The organism is Thiofilum sp., assembly GCF_016711335.1.
Classification (GTDB): Bacteria; Pseudomonadota; Gammaproteobacteria; order Thiotrichales; family Thiotrichaceae; genus Thiofilum.
This window is the reverse complement of record NZ_JADJTF010000001.1, coordinates 98,376-115,983: the sequence shown is the minus strand read 5'-3', so window position 1 is coordinate 115,983 and position 17,608 is coordinate 98,376. Positions and strand designations below refer to the sequence as shown.

Annotated in this window: 17 protein-coding genes; 8 read left to right on the top strand and 9 right to left on the bottom strand. The window is 44.6% G+C overall.

Annotated elements, in window-relative coordinates:
- Window positions 1-147 precede the first annotated feature (147 nt).
- The 3 genes from mqo to rraA all read left to right on the top strand — a co-directional run bounded on the left by mqo (window position 148) and on the right by rraA (window position 3,991).
- The gene (gene mqo, locus IPL34_RS00630) at window positions 148-1,638 is read left to right on the top strand and encodes a malate dehydrogenase (quinone) (RefSeq protein ID WP_296836181.1); all 1,491 of its coding nucleotides are present in this window, start codon (window positions 148-150) and stop codon (window positions 1,636-1,638) included.
- A gap of 416 nt (window positions 1,639-2,054) precedes the next feature.
- Window positions 2,055-3,365, top strand: coding sequence for an isocitrate lyase (aceA, locus tag IPL34_RS00625; RefSeq protein WP_296836179.1), 1,311 nt, complete (start codon window positions 2,055-2,057; stop codon window positions 3,363-3,365).
- A gap of 137 nt (window positions 3,366-3,502) precedes the next feature.
- The gene (rraA, locus tag IPL34_RS00620; protein ID WP_296836176.1) at window positions 3,503-3,991 is read left to right on the top strand and encodes a ribonuclease E activity regulator RraA; all 489 of its coding nucleotides are present in this window, start codon (window positions 3,503-3,505) and stop codon (window positions 3,989-3,991) included.
- A 134-nt stretch (window positions 3,992-4,125) separates the two neighbouring features.
- On the opposite strand, the gene IPL34_RS00615 is transcribed toward rraA, so the two are convergent.
- Entirely contained in the window at window positions 4,126-4,473 is a 348-nt protein-coding gene (locus IPL34_RS00615; RefSeq protein WP_296836173.1) for a DUF3579 domain-containing protein, read from the bottom strand.
- A 116-nt stretch (window positions 4,474-4,589) separates the two neighbouring features.
- The gene (locus IPL34_RS00610; RefSeq protein ID WP_296836170.1) at window positions 4,590-5,651 is read right to left on the bottom strand and encodes a 3-deoxy-7-phosphoheptulonate synthase; all 1,062 of its coding nucleotides are present in this window, start codon (window positions 5,649-5,651) and stop codon (window positions 4,590-4,592) included.
- Between the two features lie 330 nt (window positions 5,652-5,981).
- Between IPL34_RS00610 and IPL34_RS00605 the strand changes: the two genes are divergently transcribed.
- Window positions 5,982-7,199, top strand: coding sequence for a DUF3828 domain-containing protein (locus tag IPL34_RS00605; RefSeq protein ID WP_296836167.1), 1,218 nt, complete (start codon window positions 5,982-5,984; stop codon window positions 7,197-7,199).
- A 162-nt stretch (window positions 7,200-7,361) separates the two neighbouring features.
- Complete coding sequence (locus IPL34_RS00600) at window positions 7,362-8,096, top strand: phosphatase PAP2 family protein (protein ID WP_296836164.1); 735 nt, start codon at window positions 7,362-7,364, stop codon at window positions 8,094-8,096.
- A 1-nt stretch (window position 8,097) separates the two neighbouring features.
- Here IPL34_RS00600 and IPL34_RS00595 read toward each other — a convergent pair whose 3' ends face one another.
- Genes IPL34_RS00595 through IPL34_RS00585 form a run of 3 tightly spaced genes read right to left on the bottom strand, consistent with a single transcriptional unit; the run spans window position 8,098 to window position 10,233 of the window.
- Window positions 8,098-8,583 (bottom strand): asparaginase domain-containing protein, encoded by a 486-nt coding sequence (locus IPL34_RS00595; RefSeq protein WP_296836160.1) that lies wholly within the window; start codon window positions 8,581-8,583, stop codon window positions 8,098-8,100.
- 34 nt (window positions 8,584-8,617) lie between these two features.
- Window positions 8,618-9,499, bottom strand: a complete 882-nt coding sequence (locus tag IPL34_RS00590; RefSeq protein WP_296836157.1) for a Rossmann-like and DUF2520 domain-containing protein — start codon at window positions 9,497-9,499, stop codon at window positions 8,618-8,620.
- The gene (locus IPL34_RS00585; RefSeq protein ID WP_296836154.1) at window positions 9,496-10,233 is read right to left on the bottom strand and encodes a DUF599 family protein; all 738 of its coding nucleotides are present in this window, start codon (window positions 10,231-10,233) and stop codon (window positions 9,496-9,498) included. The genes IPL34_RS00590 and IPL34_RS00585 overlap by 4 nt, the downstream gene beginning before the upstream one ends.
- Before the next feature lie 64 nt (window positions 10,234-10,297).
- Between IPL34_RS00585 and IPL34_RS00580 the strand changes: the two genes are divergently transcribed.
- Both IPL34_RS00580 and katG read left to right on the top strand, forming a co-directional pair.
- Window positions 10,298-11,671 (top strand): TrpB-like pyridoxal phosphate-dependent enzyme, encoded by a 1,374-nt coding sequence (locus IPL34_RS00580; protein ID WP_296836152.1) that lies wholly within the window; start codon window positions 10,298-10,300, stop codon window positions 11,669-11,671.
- 263 nt (window positions 11,672-11,934) lie between these two features.
- The gene (katG, locus tag IPL34_RS00575) at window positions 11,935-14,139 is read left to right on the top strand and encodes a catalase/peroxidase HPI (RefSeq protein ID WP_296836149.1); all 2,205 of its coding nucleotides are present in this window, start codon (window positions 11,935-11,937) and stop codon (window positions 14,137-14,139) included.
- 102 nt (window positions 14,140-14,241) lie between these two features.
- Here the strand turns inward: katG and IPL34_RS00570 are convergent, their stop codons facing one another.
- Both IPL34_RS00570 and IPL34_RS00565 read right to left on the bottom strand, forming a co-directional pair.
- The gene (locus IPL34_RS00570) at window positions 14,242-14,817 is read right to left on the bottom strand and encodes a DUF4360 domain-containing protein (RefSeq protein ID WP_296836147.1); all 576 of its coding nucleotides are present in this window, start codon (window positions 14,815-14,817) and stop codon (window positions 14,242-14,244) included.
- A gap of 79 nt (window positions 14,818-14,896) precedes the next feature.
- The gene (locus IPL34_RS00565) at window positions 14,897-15,502 is read right to left on the bottom strand and encodes a DUF4360 domain-containing protein (RefSeq protein WP_296836144.1); all 606 of its coding nucleotides are present in this window, start codon (window positions 15,500-15,502) and stop codon (window positions 14,897-14,899) included.
- Window positions 15,503-15,660: 158 nt separating this feature from the next.
- Between IPL34_RS00565 and IPL34_RS00560 the strand changes: the two genes are divergently transcribed.
- On the top strand, window positions 15,661-16,107 hold the full coding sequence (locus IPL34_RS00560) for a HEAT repeat domain-containing protein (protein WP_296836141.1): 447 nt from the start codon (window positions 15,661-15,663) through the stop codon (window positions 16,105-16,107).
- A 51-nt stretch (window positions 16,108-16,158) separates the two neighbouring features.
- Here IPL34_RS00560 and IPL34_RS00555 read toward each other — a convergent pair whose 3' ends face one another.
- The gene (locus IPL34_RS00555; protein ID WP_296836138.1) at window positions 16,159-16,764 is read right to left on the bottom strand and encodes a DUF4360 domain-containing protein; all 606 of its coding nucleotides are present in this window, start codon (window positions 16,762-16,764) and stop codon (window positions 16,159-16,161) included.
- A 259-nt stretch (window positions 16,765-17,023) separates the two neighbouring features.
- A complete protein-coding gene (locus IPL34_RS00550) occupies window positions 17,024-17,608 on the bottom strand; it encodes a hypothetical protein (protein WP_296836135.1) in 585 nt (194 codons plus the stop codon).

The window sequence follows — 17,608 nt, the reverse complement described above, 5'->3', positions numbered from 1 at the left end:
TGCTGCAATGCCGCATTTTAGTGGATTGCTAGCCTGAGTGGAGTCGAGATTGTCGACAATTTTTCAAAAATACAAGCCTAAGCGGTAGTAATGAGACTCTAGTCATTCTATTATTGTGGCTTTTGTAAATCTTGGGTGTTGGAATTTATGAGCACTAAGCACGTTGACGTATTACTAGTTGGGGCGGGAGCGATGAGCTCGACATTGGGGGTATTACTCAAGCAATTAGATCCGTCTTTAACTATCGCAATGGTAGAACGCTTAGATCACATCGCTCAAGAAAGTACCAGTGGCTGGAATAATGCCGGAACCGGACACGCCGCCTATTGTGAGCTTAACTATACCCCTGAAACCGCTGAGGGTAAGATTAATGCCAGTAAAGCTTTTGATATTAATGCCTCTTTTGAAGTATCAACCCAGTTCTGGGCTTACTTAGTAGAGCAGGGCGCTTTACCTGAACCTCAATCCTTTATTAATCCTACACCGCATGTGAGTTTTGTGTGGGGTGAGAATAATGTCAACTATTTGCGTAAACGTTTTGAAGCGCTCAGTAATAGTGCTCAATTTGCGGGTATGGAATATAGCGAGGATCCCGAAGTGCTCAAACAATGGATGCCTTTGGTCATGGAAGGGCGTAATCCTAATGAAAAGGTAGCAGGTACAAGGGTTAGTTGGGGCACTGATGTCAATTTTGGTGCCTTAGCGCGGCATATGATTGAGTACTCACAACGTGCGGGTAATTTTGATCTTTACTTAGGTCATGAGGTCAGTGCTATTAAACGTCAAGGCATTGACTGGCTAGTGACAGCTAAAGATAAACATTCTACGACCCCTTTAGAATTAAGTGCTCGTTTTGTATTCCTCGGTGCGGGTGGTGCTGCTTTACTGCTGCTGCAAAAATCAGGTGTGGATGAGTCACTAGGTTACGGTGGTTTCCCCGTCAGTGGGCAATGGTTAGTGTGTAAAAACCCTGATATTGTTAAACAGCATTTAGCCAAAGTGTATGGTAAGGCTGCGATTGGAGCACCCCCTATGTCAGTTCCGCACTTAGATACGCGTATTATTGATGGCGAGCATGCCTTACTATTTGGACCTTTTGCAGGTTTTACCACGAAGTTTCTAAAGCTAGGTTCGTTTTTTGATTTATTTGCCTCTTTACGCCCTAGTAATTTAATCCCTATGCTCAAAGTAGGGCTGACCAGCTTTGATTTAATTAAGTATCTGATTACTGAAGTGTTACAAACCCGTAAGTCGCGCATGGTAGCTTTGCGTGAATATTATCCCCAAGCACAAGACCATGATTGGTCGCTAGCCTTTGCGGGGCAGCGCGTACAGATTATTAAGAAAGATCCCAAAACAGGCGGTAAATTAGAATTTGGTACTGAAGTGGTCGCAGCTAAAGATGGTAGTTTGGCGGCTTTATTAGGCGCATCGCCCGGTGCATCGGTAGCAGTAACCGCTATGCTGCAAGTGATTGAAAAATGCTTTGCAGATCAGCTCAAGACCTCCGCATGGCAAACTCGTATTAAAACCATGATACCGTCTTATGGTCAGTCTTTGACTGAGGACGCTGAATTACTTAAGCAGGTACGTCAACATAGTTTGACTACTTTAAAGATTATCCCTCCAACTGCTTAGGTTATTCCCCCTTTACCTCGTAACTTTGGCTCTAGTTAGACTAGGGTCAAAGAGTGCTGTTGTACGGCTAACACCATTGAGCTAGCTGATTTATGTCAACATATAACCACAATCCTATATCCCAATTGAGTAGCTACTCAAGGTGGTATTTTATTTTTTTTTAATTAAAACAATAACATATAAAAAAATTATTATTTTAATACTTACTATTGAATAAATTTTATTGTCGACATAATATTACTGAAATACCATCAAACCCTATCTAGCCATCTGTGAAAGCAGGTGGTTAATCTAATAGAGATTCGCTTAAGCGAACTGCAATGGAGGAGAGACCAGCGTTTGACCTACAAGCGCTCAGACTGGTCTGTGAAGAGATTTAAGTTAGTTCACTTTTTTATGAATCTGAGGAGATACGCATGAGTACGCGTGCAGAGCAAATTGAAGCTTTAAAACAAGACTGGGCTACCAATCCACGTTGGAAAAACGTTAAACGCGGTTACAGTGCAGAGGATGTGGTACGTCTACGTGGCTCAATGCAACCTGAGTACACCTTAGCTAAGCGTGGCGCTGAAAAGTTATGGGAAAAGGTTAATGGTGGCGCGAAAAAAGGCTATGTAAATGCGTTTGGTGCGATCACTGCGGGTCAAGCCATGCAACAAGCAAAAGCGGGCTTAGAAGCGGTTTATCTTTCAGGTTGGCAAGTAGCCGCTGATGGTAATACCTCTGAGACTATGTACCCTGACCAGTCTTTATACGCGTATGACTCAGTTCCTACTATGGTGCGTCGCATCAATAATACCTTCAAACGTGCCGATGAAATCCAATGGTCGCGTGGTATTAACCCCGGCGATAAAGAATTCGTTGATTACTTCCTACCTATTGTTGCGGATGCTGAAGCGGGTTTCGGTGGCGTATTAAACGCGTTTGAACTGATGAAAAACATGATTGCAGCCGGTGCTGCGGGCGTGCATTTTGAAGACCAATTAGCCGCTGTTAAAAAATGCGGTCACATGGGCGGTAAAGTATTAGTACCTACTTCAGAAGCAGTTGAAAAGTTAATCGCGGCACGTTTTGCAGCGGACGTAATGGGCGTTCCTACCATCGTTTTAGCCCGTACTGACGCAGAAGCTGCTAACCTTTTAACCTCTGATCATGATGCGAACGACAAGCCTTTCTTAACAGGCGAGCGTACTCAAGAAGGTTTCTACCGTGTGAAAAACGGTCTAGAGCAAGCTATTAGCCGTGGTATCGCTTACGCTCCATACGCTGACTTAGTATGGTGTGAAACAGGTACGCCTGATCTTGGTTTTGCCCGCGAGTTTGCTCAAGCGGTGCAAGGTGCACATCCAGGTACACTGTTATCTTATAACTGCTCACCTTCATTTAACTGGAAGAAAAATCTAGACGATAAAACTATCGCTAAATTCCAAGATGAATTGTCAGCTTTAGGTTATAAATATCAATTTATTACCTTAGCTGGTATCCATATCAACTGGTTCAACACCTTCCAATTCGCGCACAACTATGCCCGTGGCGAAGGTATGAAACACTATGTAAACATGGTTCAAGAGCCAGAATTTGCTGCTCGTGAACAAGGTTACACCTTCGTATCTCATCAACAAGAAGTCGGTGCAGGTTACTTCGATGATGTAACTACCGTTATCCAAGGTGGTTCTTCTAGCGTTAAAGCATTAACAGGTTCCACTGAAGAAGAACAATTCCACTAAAATGCATTGTTTTACCCCCCCACCCTAACCCTCCCCCGCAATGGGGGAGGGGACTGAAGTCTCTTTTTTGGTTGCTCCCTTCACCCCTTGTGGGGGAAGGGCTGGGGATGGGGGTAAGTCTTTTCAAGGAAAACTCCATGACTGATTTTAAAACGGCTGATTTATTAGACGATCACGAAGACAAACCCCTACAGGTAGTACAACACGGTTTCCATAACTTTGGAGGGCGTAATAAGTTTGGTGGTGAAATTGTGACTATCAAAATTCACGAGGATAATTCGTTAGTGCGTGAATTTGTCGCTCTGGAAGGCAAGGGTAAAGTATTAGTCGTCGATGGTGGTGGTTCTACCCGCTGTGCTTTACTCGGCGATATGCTAGCTGAGAAAGCAGTTAAAAACGGTTGGGAGGGTATTATTGTCTATGGACTCATTCGTGATTCGGTAGATATTGGCAAAATGGATATTGGTGTTAAGGCTTTGGGCACTATTCCATTAAAAAGTGTGAAGCGCGGCTTTGGGGTGAAGGGCGAACCAGTCCATTTTCACGATGTGACGTTTACACAAGGTGAGTTTGTCTATTCGGATGAGGATGGAATTATTGTCTCGCCGGTAAAATTAGTAGACTAACTGTAGCAAAAACAAAAAGCAGCGACTTAAACAAGTCACTGCTTCTATGCCTTAGTGCTCATTAGCATACTCTCTAACCCCACTCAATTGAGATATTCAATTAAGCGTTGATATAGGTTAGATTAAGTACTGAGTTAGGCGACTAATGCTGTGAGTAGAGGAGACTGTGCTTCAAAAGCAGGTGCATTAAAGCGGGAAGCGTCTCGAGCGACTAAAGTTAATTGGTTGCTTTCGATGAACCAGCAGACATATTTAAAAGTTTCTGGTTGATACTGAGCTAAGGCATCAAAATCAACATGGACACAGTAGCCATGTTCATCATCTAGAGCGATATTAAGGTGGTTAGAGTAACGCATAATACCTTTGATAGGATCACGCGTTGCACCTACTTCGCACATACGTTCTGGCCAGTTAGAAGGGCGAAATTTTTGTCCATTCACCCAACCAGAAATTAAGGCTTTACCTGCAAAAAGGTAGCTCATCTTGGTCATCTTTTTATCTTCAGCTTTGGATAATAAGTGAATAAGTTACCTGCACACAACAACCTACACAGCTTAATCGTTATTAAGCTGTCTAAGTGCGCTAGCTAACTTATTTTTCAACGATTTTTTAATTGCTGATGACCTGCAATGAGCGCTTGCTCAGTGGTTGTCCAATCAATACAAGCATCAGTAATCGAAACACCGTATTGTAAATCTTGTAAATTAGTCGGAATCTTTTGATTGCCCGCACCTAAATTACTTTCAATCATAACACCCATAATACTAGCAGATCCAGCTAAAATTTGCTGCACCGCGTCATTAAATACGATAGGCTGACGATTATGATCTTTACTAGAGTTGGCATGGCTGCAATCAATCATAATACGCGGAGTAATACCCGCTGCTTTTAAACGTTGCTCAGCATCCACAACGGCCGCAGCATGATAGTTAGGACCTTTTTCACCACCGCGTAGTACCACATGAGCATAAGCATTTCCTTGAGTATTGACAATGGCTACTTGACCATTTGCATCAATTCCTAAGAAGCGGTGCGGTGAAGCGGCAGATTTTAACGCATTGATAGCCACAGCTAAGCCACCATCCGTACCATTCTTAAAGCCTACCGGACAGGACAGACCGCTGGCTAATTCACGATGCGTTTGGGATTCCGTTGTACGTGCTCCAATCGCTGACCAACTAATCAAGTCTTGTAAGTATTGCGGTGAAATAGGATCGAGCGCTTCCGTCGCAGTGGGTAGCCCTAGTTCGGCAATATCAATCAATAAGCGCCTAGCAATAAATAATCCCTGTTCAATTTCAAAAGTATCATTTAAAAAAGGATCATTAATTAAGCCTTTCCAACCCGTAGTGGTGCGCGGCTTTTCAAAATACACCCGCATGACAATATAAAGCGTATCTTTGACTTGATCCGCTAATACCCGTAAACGCCGCGCATAATCGAGCGCTTGTTCAGGATTATGGATAGAGCACGGACCTATGACGACTAAAAGACGCGCATCCTTACCATCTAAAATATTGCGAATCGTCTCACGTCCCTCAATGACCGTTTGTTTAGCAGAGTCACTCAGGGGGAGTTCACGGTGTAAATCGGCGGGAGTAACTAAGCTAGTGAAGGAGCCTATATTAATATTTTCTAAGACAATATTTTCAGTATTCATGAACGAGGAAAGACCTAATTATTCAGGGTTGTTATCTTAACATACCTTGCTTAAGGCAGACATAAGACAATGCGTTGTATTCTTATGCACTCAGTGTGTAAGGCTCAGCGAGAGCTAGGTATACAACAAGAAATTTAAATAAAGGACATGGGAATAGCTTGCCTTATCCAAAGGTGTCTATTTGTCTTACCGTACTCGATTGTGCTGGTTGTTTTTAGTTCAGGGTAATGCGGTTTAGTACATTGATAAATATGAATATAAGTTGTATTTTGACGATTAGTGTTTTTTATTAGTTGCAATAATTCCTGTGCGAGGGGTGGAGGGTTGTCCATGAAGAAGCGTGTTTCTCTAATGGTGATGGCGTTGTGTGTTTTATCACCATTGACAGGGTGGTCGACCAGTACTGCAGCTGAAAAACCACCAGTAAAAGGCATCGCAAAAACGCCTACGGCTGTTGATGCGGTGAGTGGGTTTTATAAGCGTTATTTAGCTGATTTTGCCAAAGACCCAGCAAAGCCCGACATTGCTATGTCCAAGGCATTCCGAGCAGAAATTCAGAAAAGTGAGCAAGCCTGTAAAAATTTCGACGATGGTCCTTGTGGTTGGGGGGCAGATGCGGATCCTTACCTCAATTCCCAAGATTATGACGCTAATTTTAGCTACGTAAACTCTGGCATCAGTTTCAAGGAAACAGCACCTAATACCGTGCGTGTTGATCTCAATGTAACACCTTCCGCGCCTGAGATAAGTAAAAACACGATTATTTTCAAAATGGTACAGGAAAGCGGGCAGTGGGTAGCAGACGACATTCTGTATCCCGATGGTAAAAGCTTGTATTCCACCCGCAAGGCATTGACGGCTGAACGTGCTCAGCTAGCGAAAATTAGTCAGACTGCGCAAGAGACAGATTGGCGTAAGGGTGCGCAAGGACGTGAGGTTGATTGCTCCTTGAAAGTTCAGGGCAAAACCTATCTCAAGGGTACTTGCATCTATGATGCTGACAAGGATGGTTCGTTCCGTTTGTTTGGGGACAAGTATTTTGTTTACCTAAATATGCTGGAACAAGGTGTGGCAGGTGCGTCGTGGAATGGCAAGTCGCAGGCATCCCATGCCCAAGAGCCGTTAGGTGAAGATTTCAAACGCAAAGGCGGTTGCTGGGTTGGTAAACAGGCTGAAATTTGCGCTTTGGATAAAAAGCAAGCCACCAAATCTGCCAGCAAAGTTGAACGCATCCAGTTTGCCAAGGGTGCTTCTAGTACCACTGTCACAGGCAAGTTGGCAGATTTCGATAGCGAACAAAACTATGTCCTTGGGGTAGGTAAAGGCAAGACTCTAACTATTGAACAGCTTGACAGCAAAAGTGATGGCTCTATTTCAATCTATATCACCGATCCCAAGGGGGAAAACGCTAACGATATGGATTTGTCCTGCCACAGCAAAGCGATAGTCAAACCAACCATTGCAGGCGATTACAACATTCAGGTGGTTGAGTGTAAGAAAGCCGATCCGTGGAGCGGCAAATTCGCCTTTAGGGTGATAGTGAAGTAGCGCCAACAAAACACAGTGGGTCATACCTATGTGAGGCATGACCAAAAGTGATGCATTGCCTAATGCACAGTGAATTTCACCATTATAAGGAGTCGCACTGTTTAGCGTGTACAGCTAAGCGAGGTCTGCGTACACAACAAGAGGTTTAAATAAAGGATTCAGATGTTAAGTCAGTCAGATAGGTTAATCACACGAGCGTTTTTTCTCACGCAACTAAAGGGCTTATTAATCATTGCACTCTTATTGGCGTTATCGGATTGGGGATTGAATGATCGTTTGGATATTTGGCTGGCGGATCTATTTTTTGATGTGAATGCCCAGCAATTCCCACTTAAAGACCATTGGTTTACCGCTACGGTAATGCACCTATGGTTAAAATATCTCATGCTAGCCTTGGCACTAGGTTTAATAGTCCTACTATTACATGAGCTAATAAGTAAAAAACCTAAGTTAGACACGGTGCAATTAGCTAATCTGAAAATTATTGTCTGTGCCGCACTCATCATTCCTCTATTAGTAGGTATCTTAAAAGCGTTAAGTCCTATTCATTGTCCTTGGGATTTGGTGCGTTATGGAGGGAGTGCTGTAGAGTTTGGTTTCAATAATTCTATGTCTGGTGGTAAGTGTTTTCCAGCCGGGCACGTCACTTCTACCTCATGGTTAATGGCTTGTACTTTTATTTATCTGCCTATGCATGGCTTTAAAGCACGTTGGGTATGGGGATTAGCCTTTAGCCTTGCACTCATGACGGGGTGGGCGCAGCAAATGCGTGGTGCACACTTTTTGTGCCACACCTTATGGTCATTGTGGTTAAGTTGGTTGGTGATTTTAGCCTTAGCCTATTATTTTCGCGGGGCACGCGGAAATCGCCTCGCGCCCAGCTATCAAGCACTATGAACTAAAGCGCTTCAAAGCGTCCAATGACTTTATTTTTAATAACCTTATCAGCGTTAAAAATCTTGCCATTCATAGCGACATACACTCCGGTAGGTAGGCATTGTACGACACCTAGCGCAAAACCAAGGTTAAAAAGCGCGTCTGAGTTGCGAATGGTATAAGGAATCATTGCTCCAGTGAGCACAATAGTTTTAGGAAGATTTAAAGCCTTCAATGCTTTGGCGGTATCCACCATCCTATCCGTACCGTGCGTAATTAAAATATGCTTATGAGGACTCTGAGTACAGGTAGCTAAAATCAGGCTGCTTTCCTCGTCAGTTAAGTCCAGACTATCGCGCTGCATGAGAACTTCAAGCTCCAGTTCAATCTCACAACTGCCTTGTGCAAGCATTTCAGGTAGATGACTGCCTTCAAAAGTCAGTTTGCCTTGAGTAGGGCTATAGTATTTGTCGATGGTTCCGCCAGTGGCAATTAAATGAATAGTCATATGCTTTCTTTAGTTAGTTAAAGAGTTGTGGTGGTTAAGGTCTAGCAGTTAGTAATTGTTCTAATACTGCAAGGCTAGAAGCTTCTAAATTATGTTGCTTTCGAGTTAATTGTAAAGCGATTTGCCCCAAACTTTGATACAGCCCCGCATAATCAGGGTTCCAAGCATTTAGCGCGGTGAGTTGTTTGGCGACGGTTTGAGTATCACCGCGTGCAATGGGACCGGTTAAAGCTTTGCTGGTATCTAATTGAAACATAGTTTGTACGGTTGTGGTCACAATCGGCTGTAAAATAGCTAATGCTTGGGTGCGTTCTACACCGGCTTGTGCATAAGTTTGTAAGGCGAGTTCTTGTAGTGCTACCAAATAATTGCAGGCTATTACACTCGCCGCATGATAAAGCGTTTTAGCTTCGGCTTTAATTATGAAAGTATGAGCACTGAGCTTTGTAAATAAAGGTACAAGTACCTCAAGCGCTTGTGCGTCACCCTCCATTCCACAATAGGTTCCAGCAAAAGTTGATACAGCTAATTGCGGTTGCGCAAAACTTTTTATCGGATGAATACTCGCAATGCTAGCCCCTTGAGCTTTGGCGCTAGCGAGTACTTCCTGAGCCGTTAATGCACCACTGCAATGAAAGACTAGGCTATGCGTTAAGTTTTGAGTGGCTGCTAAGCGCTCGCAATAAATTTTAAGTTGATCATCGGGGCACGCTATAAGCCATAGATCAGCTTGTGGCATAGCTTCGATTTGATCAAGGGTAAAGAGTTGCCCTGTACTAATAAATGCTTGTGCACGTTGAGCGCTTTCTAAGGTGCGATTAGCTAAGGCTTGAATGGTAAGCACTTGGGTGTTATGCCACAAATGAGCTAGCGTTTGTCCTAAACGTCCCGCCCCTAAGATATTGAGTGTTTTCATAAGCCGGATGCCAATGCTTTTAAGGTTTTAGAGTGAAATTCGCGCCGATAGAGCACAGCCACTACCCAAGTGGTGGCTAAGATAAAAATCAGCGGGTGAATAAACCAAGTGAGGAGTGCCAGACTATAGTAGTACGCCCTTAAGCCAATATTGAAATGATACACCGCAAGGCTGATGATTTGCCCTAATGATTGCTCCAAACGCTCATCAATCGGTTGGCTAGGGTGAGGCACACTGCCAATTAAAATCGAAGCAAACCCCCATTGGCGGATACACCACGTAAAGGTAAAAAACGCATAGGCAAATACGGTGGTCATAATAATCAAGCCGATTTCCCACGTTTGCGGATCAAAACGTACAAAGGGTAGTTGGGTAAAAAGTGCCAAAGCTTTATCAGCAGACCCAATCGCAGTGACTAAACCCGCAATAATTAACAAACTACTCGATGCCATAAAGGTGGCATTGCGCTCGATATTGGCAATAATAGCCGTATCGACCATGCGATTATCGCGTTGTTCTACTTGTGCAATCCAACGTTTAATATGCAGTTGTAGGGCGTCTTGCAAACGTTGCCCGTGCGTGGACTTTAAGCCTGAATAGCGCCCATAACCAATCCAACAGGCTAAAAACCATAATAGAGATACCCATTCTAAACTGCCCAAATTCACAACCTTGCCTCTGATGAGTGTGGCGACTAGAGATAGATTATAACGGGAAGGCTTAACCCTATACATCTTTCACCTAGTCCTTTAAGCTCCTAGTCTGTTTTATTGCACTTGAGAGAAGAGAGGTCGTTGCATGAGTGATCAGATTAAATACTTATTAGATGAATCCGCGATGCCTAAGGATTGGTATAATCTAGCGGCAGATTTGCCAGTACCTTTGCCCCCTGTCTTGCATCCGGGTACTTTACAACCGATTACCGGAGCGGATTTAGCGCCTTTATTTCCAATGGCTATTATCCAGCAGGAAGTGAGTACCGAACGCTATATTCCGATTCCAGAAGAAGTGCGCCAAGTATTTAGACAATGGCGTCCTACTCCCTTATTTCGGGCGCGAGTCTTAGAAAAGGCACTCGATACTCCCGCCAAGATTTATTACAAATATGAAGGAGTGAGCCCAGCGGGAAGCCATAAGCCTAATACCGCTATACCCCAAGCGTTTTATAATAAAATGGAAGGGGTCAAGCGTTTAACTACTGAAACGGGCGCAGGGCAGTGGGGGACTTCACTTTCTTATGCGGGTTCATTATTTGGTCTAGAAGTGCAAGTGTTCCAAGTACGGGTGTCTTTTAATCAAAAGCCTTATCGCCGTGCCGTCATGGAAACCTATGGTGCAACCTGTGTAGCCTCACCTTCAGACCTAACCGAATCAGGACGAGCCATTTTAGCTAAAGACCCTAATCATCCGGGTAGTCTGGGGATTGCGATTTCTGAGGCGGTGGAGTTAGCAGTACAGCGCGACGATACTAAATATGCGCTGGGATCGGTGCTTAATCATGTGCTGTTGCATCAGACCATTATTGGTCAGGAAGCACTATTGCAATTAGCGATGGCAGGTGATGATCCTGATGTGATTGTAGGTTGTACAGGTGGTGGTTCTAATTTTGCGGGGATTGCCTTTCCATTCTTAGGTGAGCAATTACGTGGGGGGCGTAGTCGTCGCATTGTGGCGGTAGAACCTGCTGCCTGTCCTTCATTGACACGGGGTAAGTATGCGTATGATTTTGGTGATACAGCCCATTTGACCCCATTGACTAAAATGCACACGCTAGGTTCGACCTTTACACCCCCCGGATTCCATGCGGGCGGTTTGCGCTATCACGGTATGGCTCCGATGATTTCGCATATTAAAGAATTAGGCTTAATTGAAGCAGTCGCTTATGCGCAGAATCCTTGTTTTGAAGCAGGGGTATTGTTTGCGCGTGCCGAGGGCATTGTACCTGCACCTGAAGCGAACCATGCGGTCAAAGGCGCGATTGAGGAAGCGTTGCGTTGTAAGCGTGAAGGCAAAAGCGAGGTGATTTTGTTTAATCTTTGCGGTCATGGTCATTTTGATATGGCGGCTTATAATGACTATTTCGCGGGTAAACTCTCTGATCAGCAATATGAAGAGTCAGAATTAGCCATGGCCTTGTCGGGCTTACCGAGTGTGCCGGATAATATTGCTTAATTCAGATTAACTCTAAAGTTCCAATGAATAAAAAGCCTCTTACAAGTAGTAGTTTGTAGGGGGCTTTTTCTTATGGTTATAGCTTAGTGCTCTAAATGTATCGATTTAAACAGTGATTTTCGTAATTTATAAATAAAATCCATCGATACATGCTAAACAATCTAATGGATAGATAAATCATAAAGCGCTAAAACTATAGTTACAGGTTGAGTACAGCACTATCCTTGCTCAGCCCGCCGTTTTAACTATCTAGGAGAGTTAGCATGTCTAAGGAAAGTAAATGTCCCGTAATGCACGGTAACAGCGTGCCCCCCGCCGCTAATAAAATGGGGCGCGGGACTTCCAACCGCGATTGGTGGCCTAATCAATTAAAACTCAATATTTTGCACCAGCACTCCGCTAAATCGAATCCGATGAGTCCAGCGTTTAATTATGCTGAAGCGTTTAAACAACTAGATCTCAATGCAGTCAAACAAGATCTCTATGCGCTGATGACCGACTCACAAGAGTGGTGGCCGGCGGATTATGGTCATTATGGACCGTTTTTCATTCGTATGGCGTGGCATAGTGCGGGCACATATCGCATGGGTGATGGGCGTGGTGGTGCATCAACAGGTACACAACGCTTTGCCCCGCTGAATAGTTGGCCGGACAATATCAATCTCGATAAAGCCCGCCGTTTGCTGTGGCCGATTAAACAAAAATACGGTAATAGCCTTTCATGGGCGGATCTCATGGTGTTAACGGGTAACTGCGCTCTAGAATCTATGGGTTTTAAAACCTTTGGCTTTGCAGGTGGGCGCGAAGACGTGTGGGAACCTGAGGAAGATATTTACTGGGGTGCAGAAACCGAGTGGTTAGGTGATAAACGTTATGCTGGCGAGCATGATCTAGAAAACCCACTAGCAGCCGTACAAATGGGGCTGATTTATGTAAATCCTGAAGGCCCGAATGCTAATCCAGACCCCGTAGCGTCAGGCAAAGATATTCGAGAAACTTTTGCACGCATGGCAATGAATGACGAGGAAACCGTAGCATTGACTGCGGGTGGGCATACGTTTGGTAAATGTCATGGTGCTGCCAGTGCGGATCATGTCGGACGCGAACCGGAAGGTGCGAGTATTGAGGAACAGGGCTTAGGTTGGCGCAATAGTTTTGGGAGTGGTAAAGGCGAACATACGATTGGCAGTGGTATTGAAGGTGCTTGGACGCCTACCCCCATCCAGTGGGACAATAGCTATTTTGATACTCTATTCGGCTATGAGTGGGAATTGGTAAAAAGTCCAGCGGGTGCGTGTCAATGGCTTGCCAAAGATGTACCTGAGGATAAATTAGTACCCGATGCGCACAATCCCGCTAAAAAACATCGCCCTATGATGACCACGGCTGATTTGGCTATGCGTTTTGACCCGATTTATGAGCCGATTTCACGCCGCTTCCATGCGAATCCAGCCGAGTTCGCTGATGCGTTTGCACGCGCATGGTTTAAATTAACTCATCGTGATATGGGGCCACGTTCACGCTATTTAGGTCCTGAAGTACCTACCGAAGAACTGATTTGGCAAGACCCCGTTCCTGCTGTAGAGCATGAATTGATTAATGAGGCCGATATTGCTGATCTGAAAGCTAAGATTTTAGCTTCAGGTTTATCTATTGCTGAGTTAGTTAAAACTGCATGGGCTTCAGCGGTGACTTTCCGAGGCTCAGATAAGCGCGGTGGAGCCAATGGCGCACGCATTCGTCTAGCCCCACAAAAGGATTGGGAAGTTAATGAACCTGAGCACTTAGCAAAAGTGCTTACTATATTGGAAGGCATTCAGCAAGCCTTTAATGCAGCACAAACTACGCATAAAAAAGTCTCCATGGCGGATTTGATCGTATTAGGTGGCTGTGCAGCAGTAGAGCAAGCTGCGCAAAAAGCAGGGTACACCATTACTGTGCCTTTTGCAGCGGGGCGTACTGATGCTAGCGTAGAGCAAACCGATGTGGAGTCCTTTAGCGTCCTAGAGCCTATTGCAGATGGTTTCCGTAATTATCTCAAGCGCCAATATAGTGTGCCTGCTGAAGAGTTATTAGTTGATAAAGCACAATTGCTAACTCTAACAGCGCCTGAAATGACGGTTTTAGTAGGGGGTATGCGGGTACTCAATGCGAATGTTGCTCAGTCAGCAGTTGGTGTATTGACTCAACGCCCTGAGGTATTAAGTACAGATTTCTTTGTGAATCTGTTGGATATGAGTACCGAATGGAAAGCAACCGCTAATCCTAATGTGTTTGAAGGGCGGGATCGGAGTAGTGGAGAACTTAAATGGACAGGTTCACGTATTGATCTGATCTTTGGTTCTAATTCACAACTGCGTGCTATTGCTGAGGTATATGGTAGTAGTGATGCTGAAGCAAAGTTTGTCCATGATTTTGTCGCTGCTTGGACTAAGGTGATGAATTTAGATCGGTTTGATTTGTTCTAAAACAAACTCTGCTCATAAGTTATAAAAAAGCCCGCTAGCTCAGTTCTGATACTAGCGGGCTAAAACCTATGCCCAGAGAGTTGTGTTGAGAGAGTATTCTTTTTAATGACAAGCTCTTACTTGTAAGTTTGTAGGTAGGCGAATCGAGGTAATCATGCCTTGATCAGCTTGACCCCGCGCACTTCTGACGAGCAATCCCAGATTGACACGTATATTGACACTTGCCCCACAGGCTGACCATGCGTTGTTATTAGTGCTAAAGTTAAGCTTAAAGCGTTTTTGTAGTCCACCTTGAAACGTTTCGGACTGCTTTACTCCTGCTTGGCCTGCAAAAAAGATTTCAGTATCTAAACGTGCATTACTATGGTCGTTTAAATCAACCTTGCCCCGCACTTGTATAGTGGGTAAAGCTATTTGATAGCCAGAGGGTACTTGTACTGGGATCGAAAGATTACAACTTTTGCGGTCCACTGCTGGATCATCAACTCCCGTTTTGACTACGAAGTCATCGGTACGGATTCGGGTGAGTGTGCCTAGCGACTTGATTTGTGCCTCACCTGCTGAACAACCAGAGCCACCGTAAGCCACTTCACCGAAGCTAATGATCTTAGTATCAGGAGTAGTGCTAGCTACAGTCAGTACCGTTAGACCTGCGGCTAATAAAGTAATCCATTCCATAGCTAGTTACTCCTTGTAGTGCTGATGCGTTATGGCTTAAGACTCATCTTTAAGTATAGAGGAGTTTTAGCTGATTAAATTAACGGCATTTACGATATTGTAAGTGATATACCACACCAGATTTGAAGTCGGCTGAGTCAACAGAGGCCAAGGCTTCAGCGCCGCGACCGGCACGTACCATCATGCCGCTATTGACACGTAGGTTTACCGATGCACCGCAAGCTGACCAGATATTGCTAGTAGCAGCTAAGCGATGGCTTTTGGTGTAAGTGTTGCTATAAGGGCCACTAAAGGTGGTAGAGAATCTAGGACCTTGAGAACCAGCAAAGAAGTACTCAGTATCAAGGCGTGCCATACTACCGCGTGGCGCATCTACGAAACCGCGATAGTCAGCATCAATCAGCGATACGCTAAAGCCATTAGGTACTTTTACAGGAATGGAGAGGTTGCAACTTTTGCGAGCTACATTAGCATTAGGACCACCTGCTTCTACTGTGAAAGAGTCAAATAGGATACTAAGTGCAGTACCGTCAGGGCTAATGCTGGCAGAAGCAGAACCGGCTGGGCAGCCACTACCACCGTAGCTAGGATCACCTAAAGTGACCGCTGCCGCTTGAGCAGAAGTCGCAGTCAGACCTAAAGTTAAAGCCACTAAAGCTGAGCTAAGAGTAGTTGTTAATTTCATGATAATGTCCTCACTTCACTGTGTTATTCGGTATTGAGACAGTTGTCTCGGATTTAATACTTGCTGTGTTTCAGTAAGTGTAGTGTGCAATAAGGGGGTATTTAGGGCTGTGACTCATGCACATTAAAATTGTGATTTTTTAACCTTGGGGTGTGCTAATGACTTTACCTATTTATCAACAGTGGTTGATCAATGAACATAATCTCAGTAGCTATTACAACTCGCTGCTATTAAGCGGTGAAGCCTCGCGAGTATCAGAGCTAATTCTAAAAAATCCCAGTAGTTTTAAAGCCTTAATGGAGCTATTGACTACGAAAGGCAAACCTTTAAGTACCCGTATGGGAATAGGTGTAGTCATGGAGGATTTAGCAGGGACACAGGTATTGAAAGACTATGTAAGGCTATTAATATCTCTGACACAAGATGAGGATGCACGCTTACGAGCAGATGCTTGTTATTACCTAGAGTTAAGTGCTCATCCTGCCGCATTAGAGAGTGTCAAAGCGTGTTTGGAGGATAGAGATCCGTCTGTGCGTGAGGTGGCAGCGGATGCAGTAGCAACTTTATCTCAGTTATTAAACGCACAACCCGCCACTGTCCAGTAGCGGGTTGCACAGCTCTATTAGTGATAAGTTATAGGTGGTTTTTAGAGCTAATTAACGGCAAGGACGATATTGTAAGTGATATACCACGCCGGATTTGAAGTCAGCTGAGTCAACCGATGCTATGGCTTCCGCTCCGCGACCCGCACGTACCATCATACCGCTATTGACGCGTAGATTGACGGATGCACCGCAAGCTGACCAGATATTGCTAGTAGCGGCTAAGCGATGGCTTTTGGTGTAAGTGTTGCTGTAAGGGCCATTAAAAGTGCTAGAGAAGCGAGGTCCTTGAGTGCCTGCAAAGAAGTACTCCGTGTCAAGACGAGCCATACTGCCGCTTGGTGCATCTACGAAACCACGATAGTCAGCGTCAATTAAAGACACACTAAAACCATTAGGTACTTTCACCGGGATGGAGATATTACAGCTTTTACGTGCAACTGCTGCATTAGGACCACCGGCTTCTACCGAGAATGAGTCGAATAGGATACTAAGCGCAGTACCATCAGGGCTAAGGCTGGCAGAAGCAGAGCCAGCAGGGCAACCACTACCACCGTAGCTGGGATCACCTAACGTTACCGCTGCTGCTTGAGCAGAAGTAGCAGTCAAACCTAAAGTTAAAGCAACTAGGGCAGATGATAGGGCAGTTGTTAATTTCATGATGTAATCCTCAATATCGCTTTATAAATGAGTGGTTGATAAGTCAATCTATTTAGTCAAAACTGTTTTTGTATCAGTAAGGGTAGTATGCCGACTCTAGTGCTGAAGCACTGTGACTCATTCACTCTAGTCTTGTGACTTTTTACCCTTCACAGTGTAGTAGCATTTGTAGTAGAGCTTAGAAGGTCTAGATGGCAACCTAGTTTAGGTTGCCATTAATGGAGTAGAATAGCGGAAAAAAGAATAATCTACGAATGGATTAGCGAGCCATAGAGGGGTCTTGGAATACTTTCCAAGGATAGTCAGTATCGTCAGGAACTCGGCTCCAGAAGAGTTCTCCTGAGTTACGCCACGGGTCTAGCAGAATACCACTATTAAAAGGCTTGCCTTTAGCAGTCATGACTAAAGTACTGTGCTCGCGCCATGCATTACCCTTGTAAGCCACTCCCCACCATAGATCAAAGGTTTTGAGCTTCTTTTTGTACATATGAGTACGCATCGCTTGTGTCCAGTCGGTGCATAGACCCGCAGGACGCTTTTTAGAGTTACGCAGTACATTATGATAAAGCGGTGGCCACGTTAGCCCCCACTCATTCGCAAGATGGCGTGGATAAATATAACCATCATACGCGACATCAGCGGCTTCACGGGGGTCTATGCTGGGATCCATAGACTGTAGAGCGGCTTGTAGTTCACTAATATTTTTTTTCAGTTCAGGAGAGAGGCTATTGACTTGAGGACGGCTGGAGCCGGGGGTCATACTGACTCCATCATATTGTACTGCGCACCCAGTCGACATTGCAGCGACTAACACAAAGGATGCGAGACGACGAACGCTTACCAT

What these genes read in the sequence shown, in the direction of transcription:
- IPL34_RS00550 (WP_296836135.1), bottom strand. Translation starts at nt 17,608, where the DNA reads ATGGTAAGCGTTCGTCGTCTCGCATCCTTTGTGTTAGTCGCTGCAATG.
- rraA (WP_296836176.1), top strand. Translation starts at nt 3,503, where the DNA reads ATGACTGATTTTAAAACGGCTGATTTATTAGACGATCACGAAGACAAA.
- IPL34_RS00555 (WP_296836138.1), bottom strand. Translation starts at nt 16,764, where the DNA reads ATGAAATTAACAACTGCCCTATCATCTGCCCTAGTTGCTTTAACTTTA.
- IPL34_RS00615 (WP_296836173.1), bottom strand. Translation starts at nt 4,473, where the DNA reads ATGAGCTACCTTTTTGCAGGTAAAGCCTTAATTTCTGGTTGGGTGAAT.
- aceA (WP_296836179.1), top strand. Translation starts at nt 2,055, where the DNA reads ATGAGTACGCGTGCAGAGCAAATTGAAGCTTTAAAACAAGACTGGGCT.
- IPL34_RS00560 (WP_296836141.1), top strand. Translation starts at nt 15,661, where the DNA reads ATGACTTTACCTATTTATCAACAGTGGTTGATCAATGAACATAATCTC.
- IPL34_RS00600 (WP_296836164.1), top strand. Translation starts at nt 7,362, where the DNA reads ATGTTAAGTCAGTCAGATAGGTTAATCACACGAGCGTTTTTTCTCACG.
- IPL34_RS00585 (WP_296836154.1), bottom strand. Translation starts at nt 10,233, where the DNA reads ATGTATAGGGTTAAGCCTTCCCGTTATAATCTATCTCTAGTCGCCACA.
- IPL34_RS00580 (WP_296836152.1), top strand. Translation starts at nt 10,298, where the DNA reads ATGAGTGATCAGATTAAATACTTATTAGATGAATCCGCGATGCCTAAG.
- IPL34_RS00605 (WP_296836167.1), top strand. Translation starts at nt 5,982, where the DNA reads ATGAAGAAGCGTGTTTCTCTAATGGTGATGGCGTTGTGTGTTTTATCA.
- IPL34_RS00570 (WP_296836147.1), bottom strand. Translation starts at nt 14,817, where the DNA reads ATGGAATGGATTACTTTATTAGCCGCAGGTCTAACGGTACTGACTGTA.
- IPL34_RS00610 (WP_296836170.1), bottom strand. Translation starts at nt 5,651, where the DNA reads ATGAATACTGAAAATATTGTCTTAGAAAATATTAATATAGGCTCCTTC.
- mqo (WP_296836181.1), top strand. Translation starts at nt 148, where the DNA reads ATGAGCACTAAGCACGTTGACGTATTACTAGTTGGGGCGGGAGCGATG.
- IPL34_RS00565 (WP_296836144.1), bottom strand. Translation starts at nt 15,502, where the DNA reads ATGAAATTAACAACTACTCTTAGCTCAGCTTTAGTGGCTTTAACTTTA.
- IPL34_RS00595 (WP_296836160.1), bottom strand. Translation starts at nt 8,583, where the DNA reads ATGACTATTCATTTAATTGCCACTGGCGGAACCATCGACAAATACTAT.
- IPL34_RS00590 (WP_296836157.1), bottom strand. Translation starts at nt 9,499, where the DNA reads ATGAAAACACTCAATATCTTAGGGGCGGGACGTTTAGGACAAACGCTA.
- katG (WP_296836149.1), top strand. Translation starts at nt 11,935, where the DNA reads ATGTCTAAGGAAAGTAAATGTCCCGTAATGCACGGTAACAGCGTGCCC.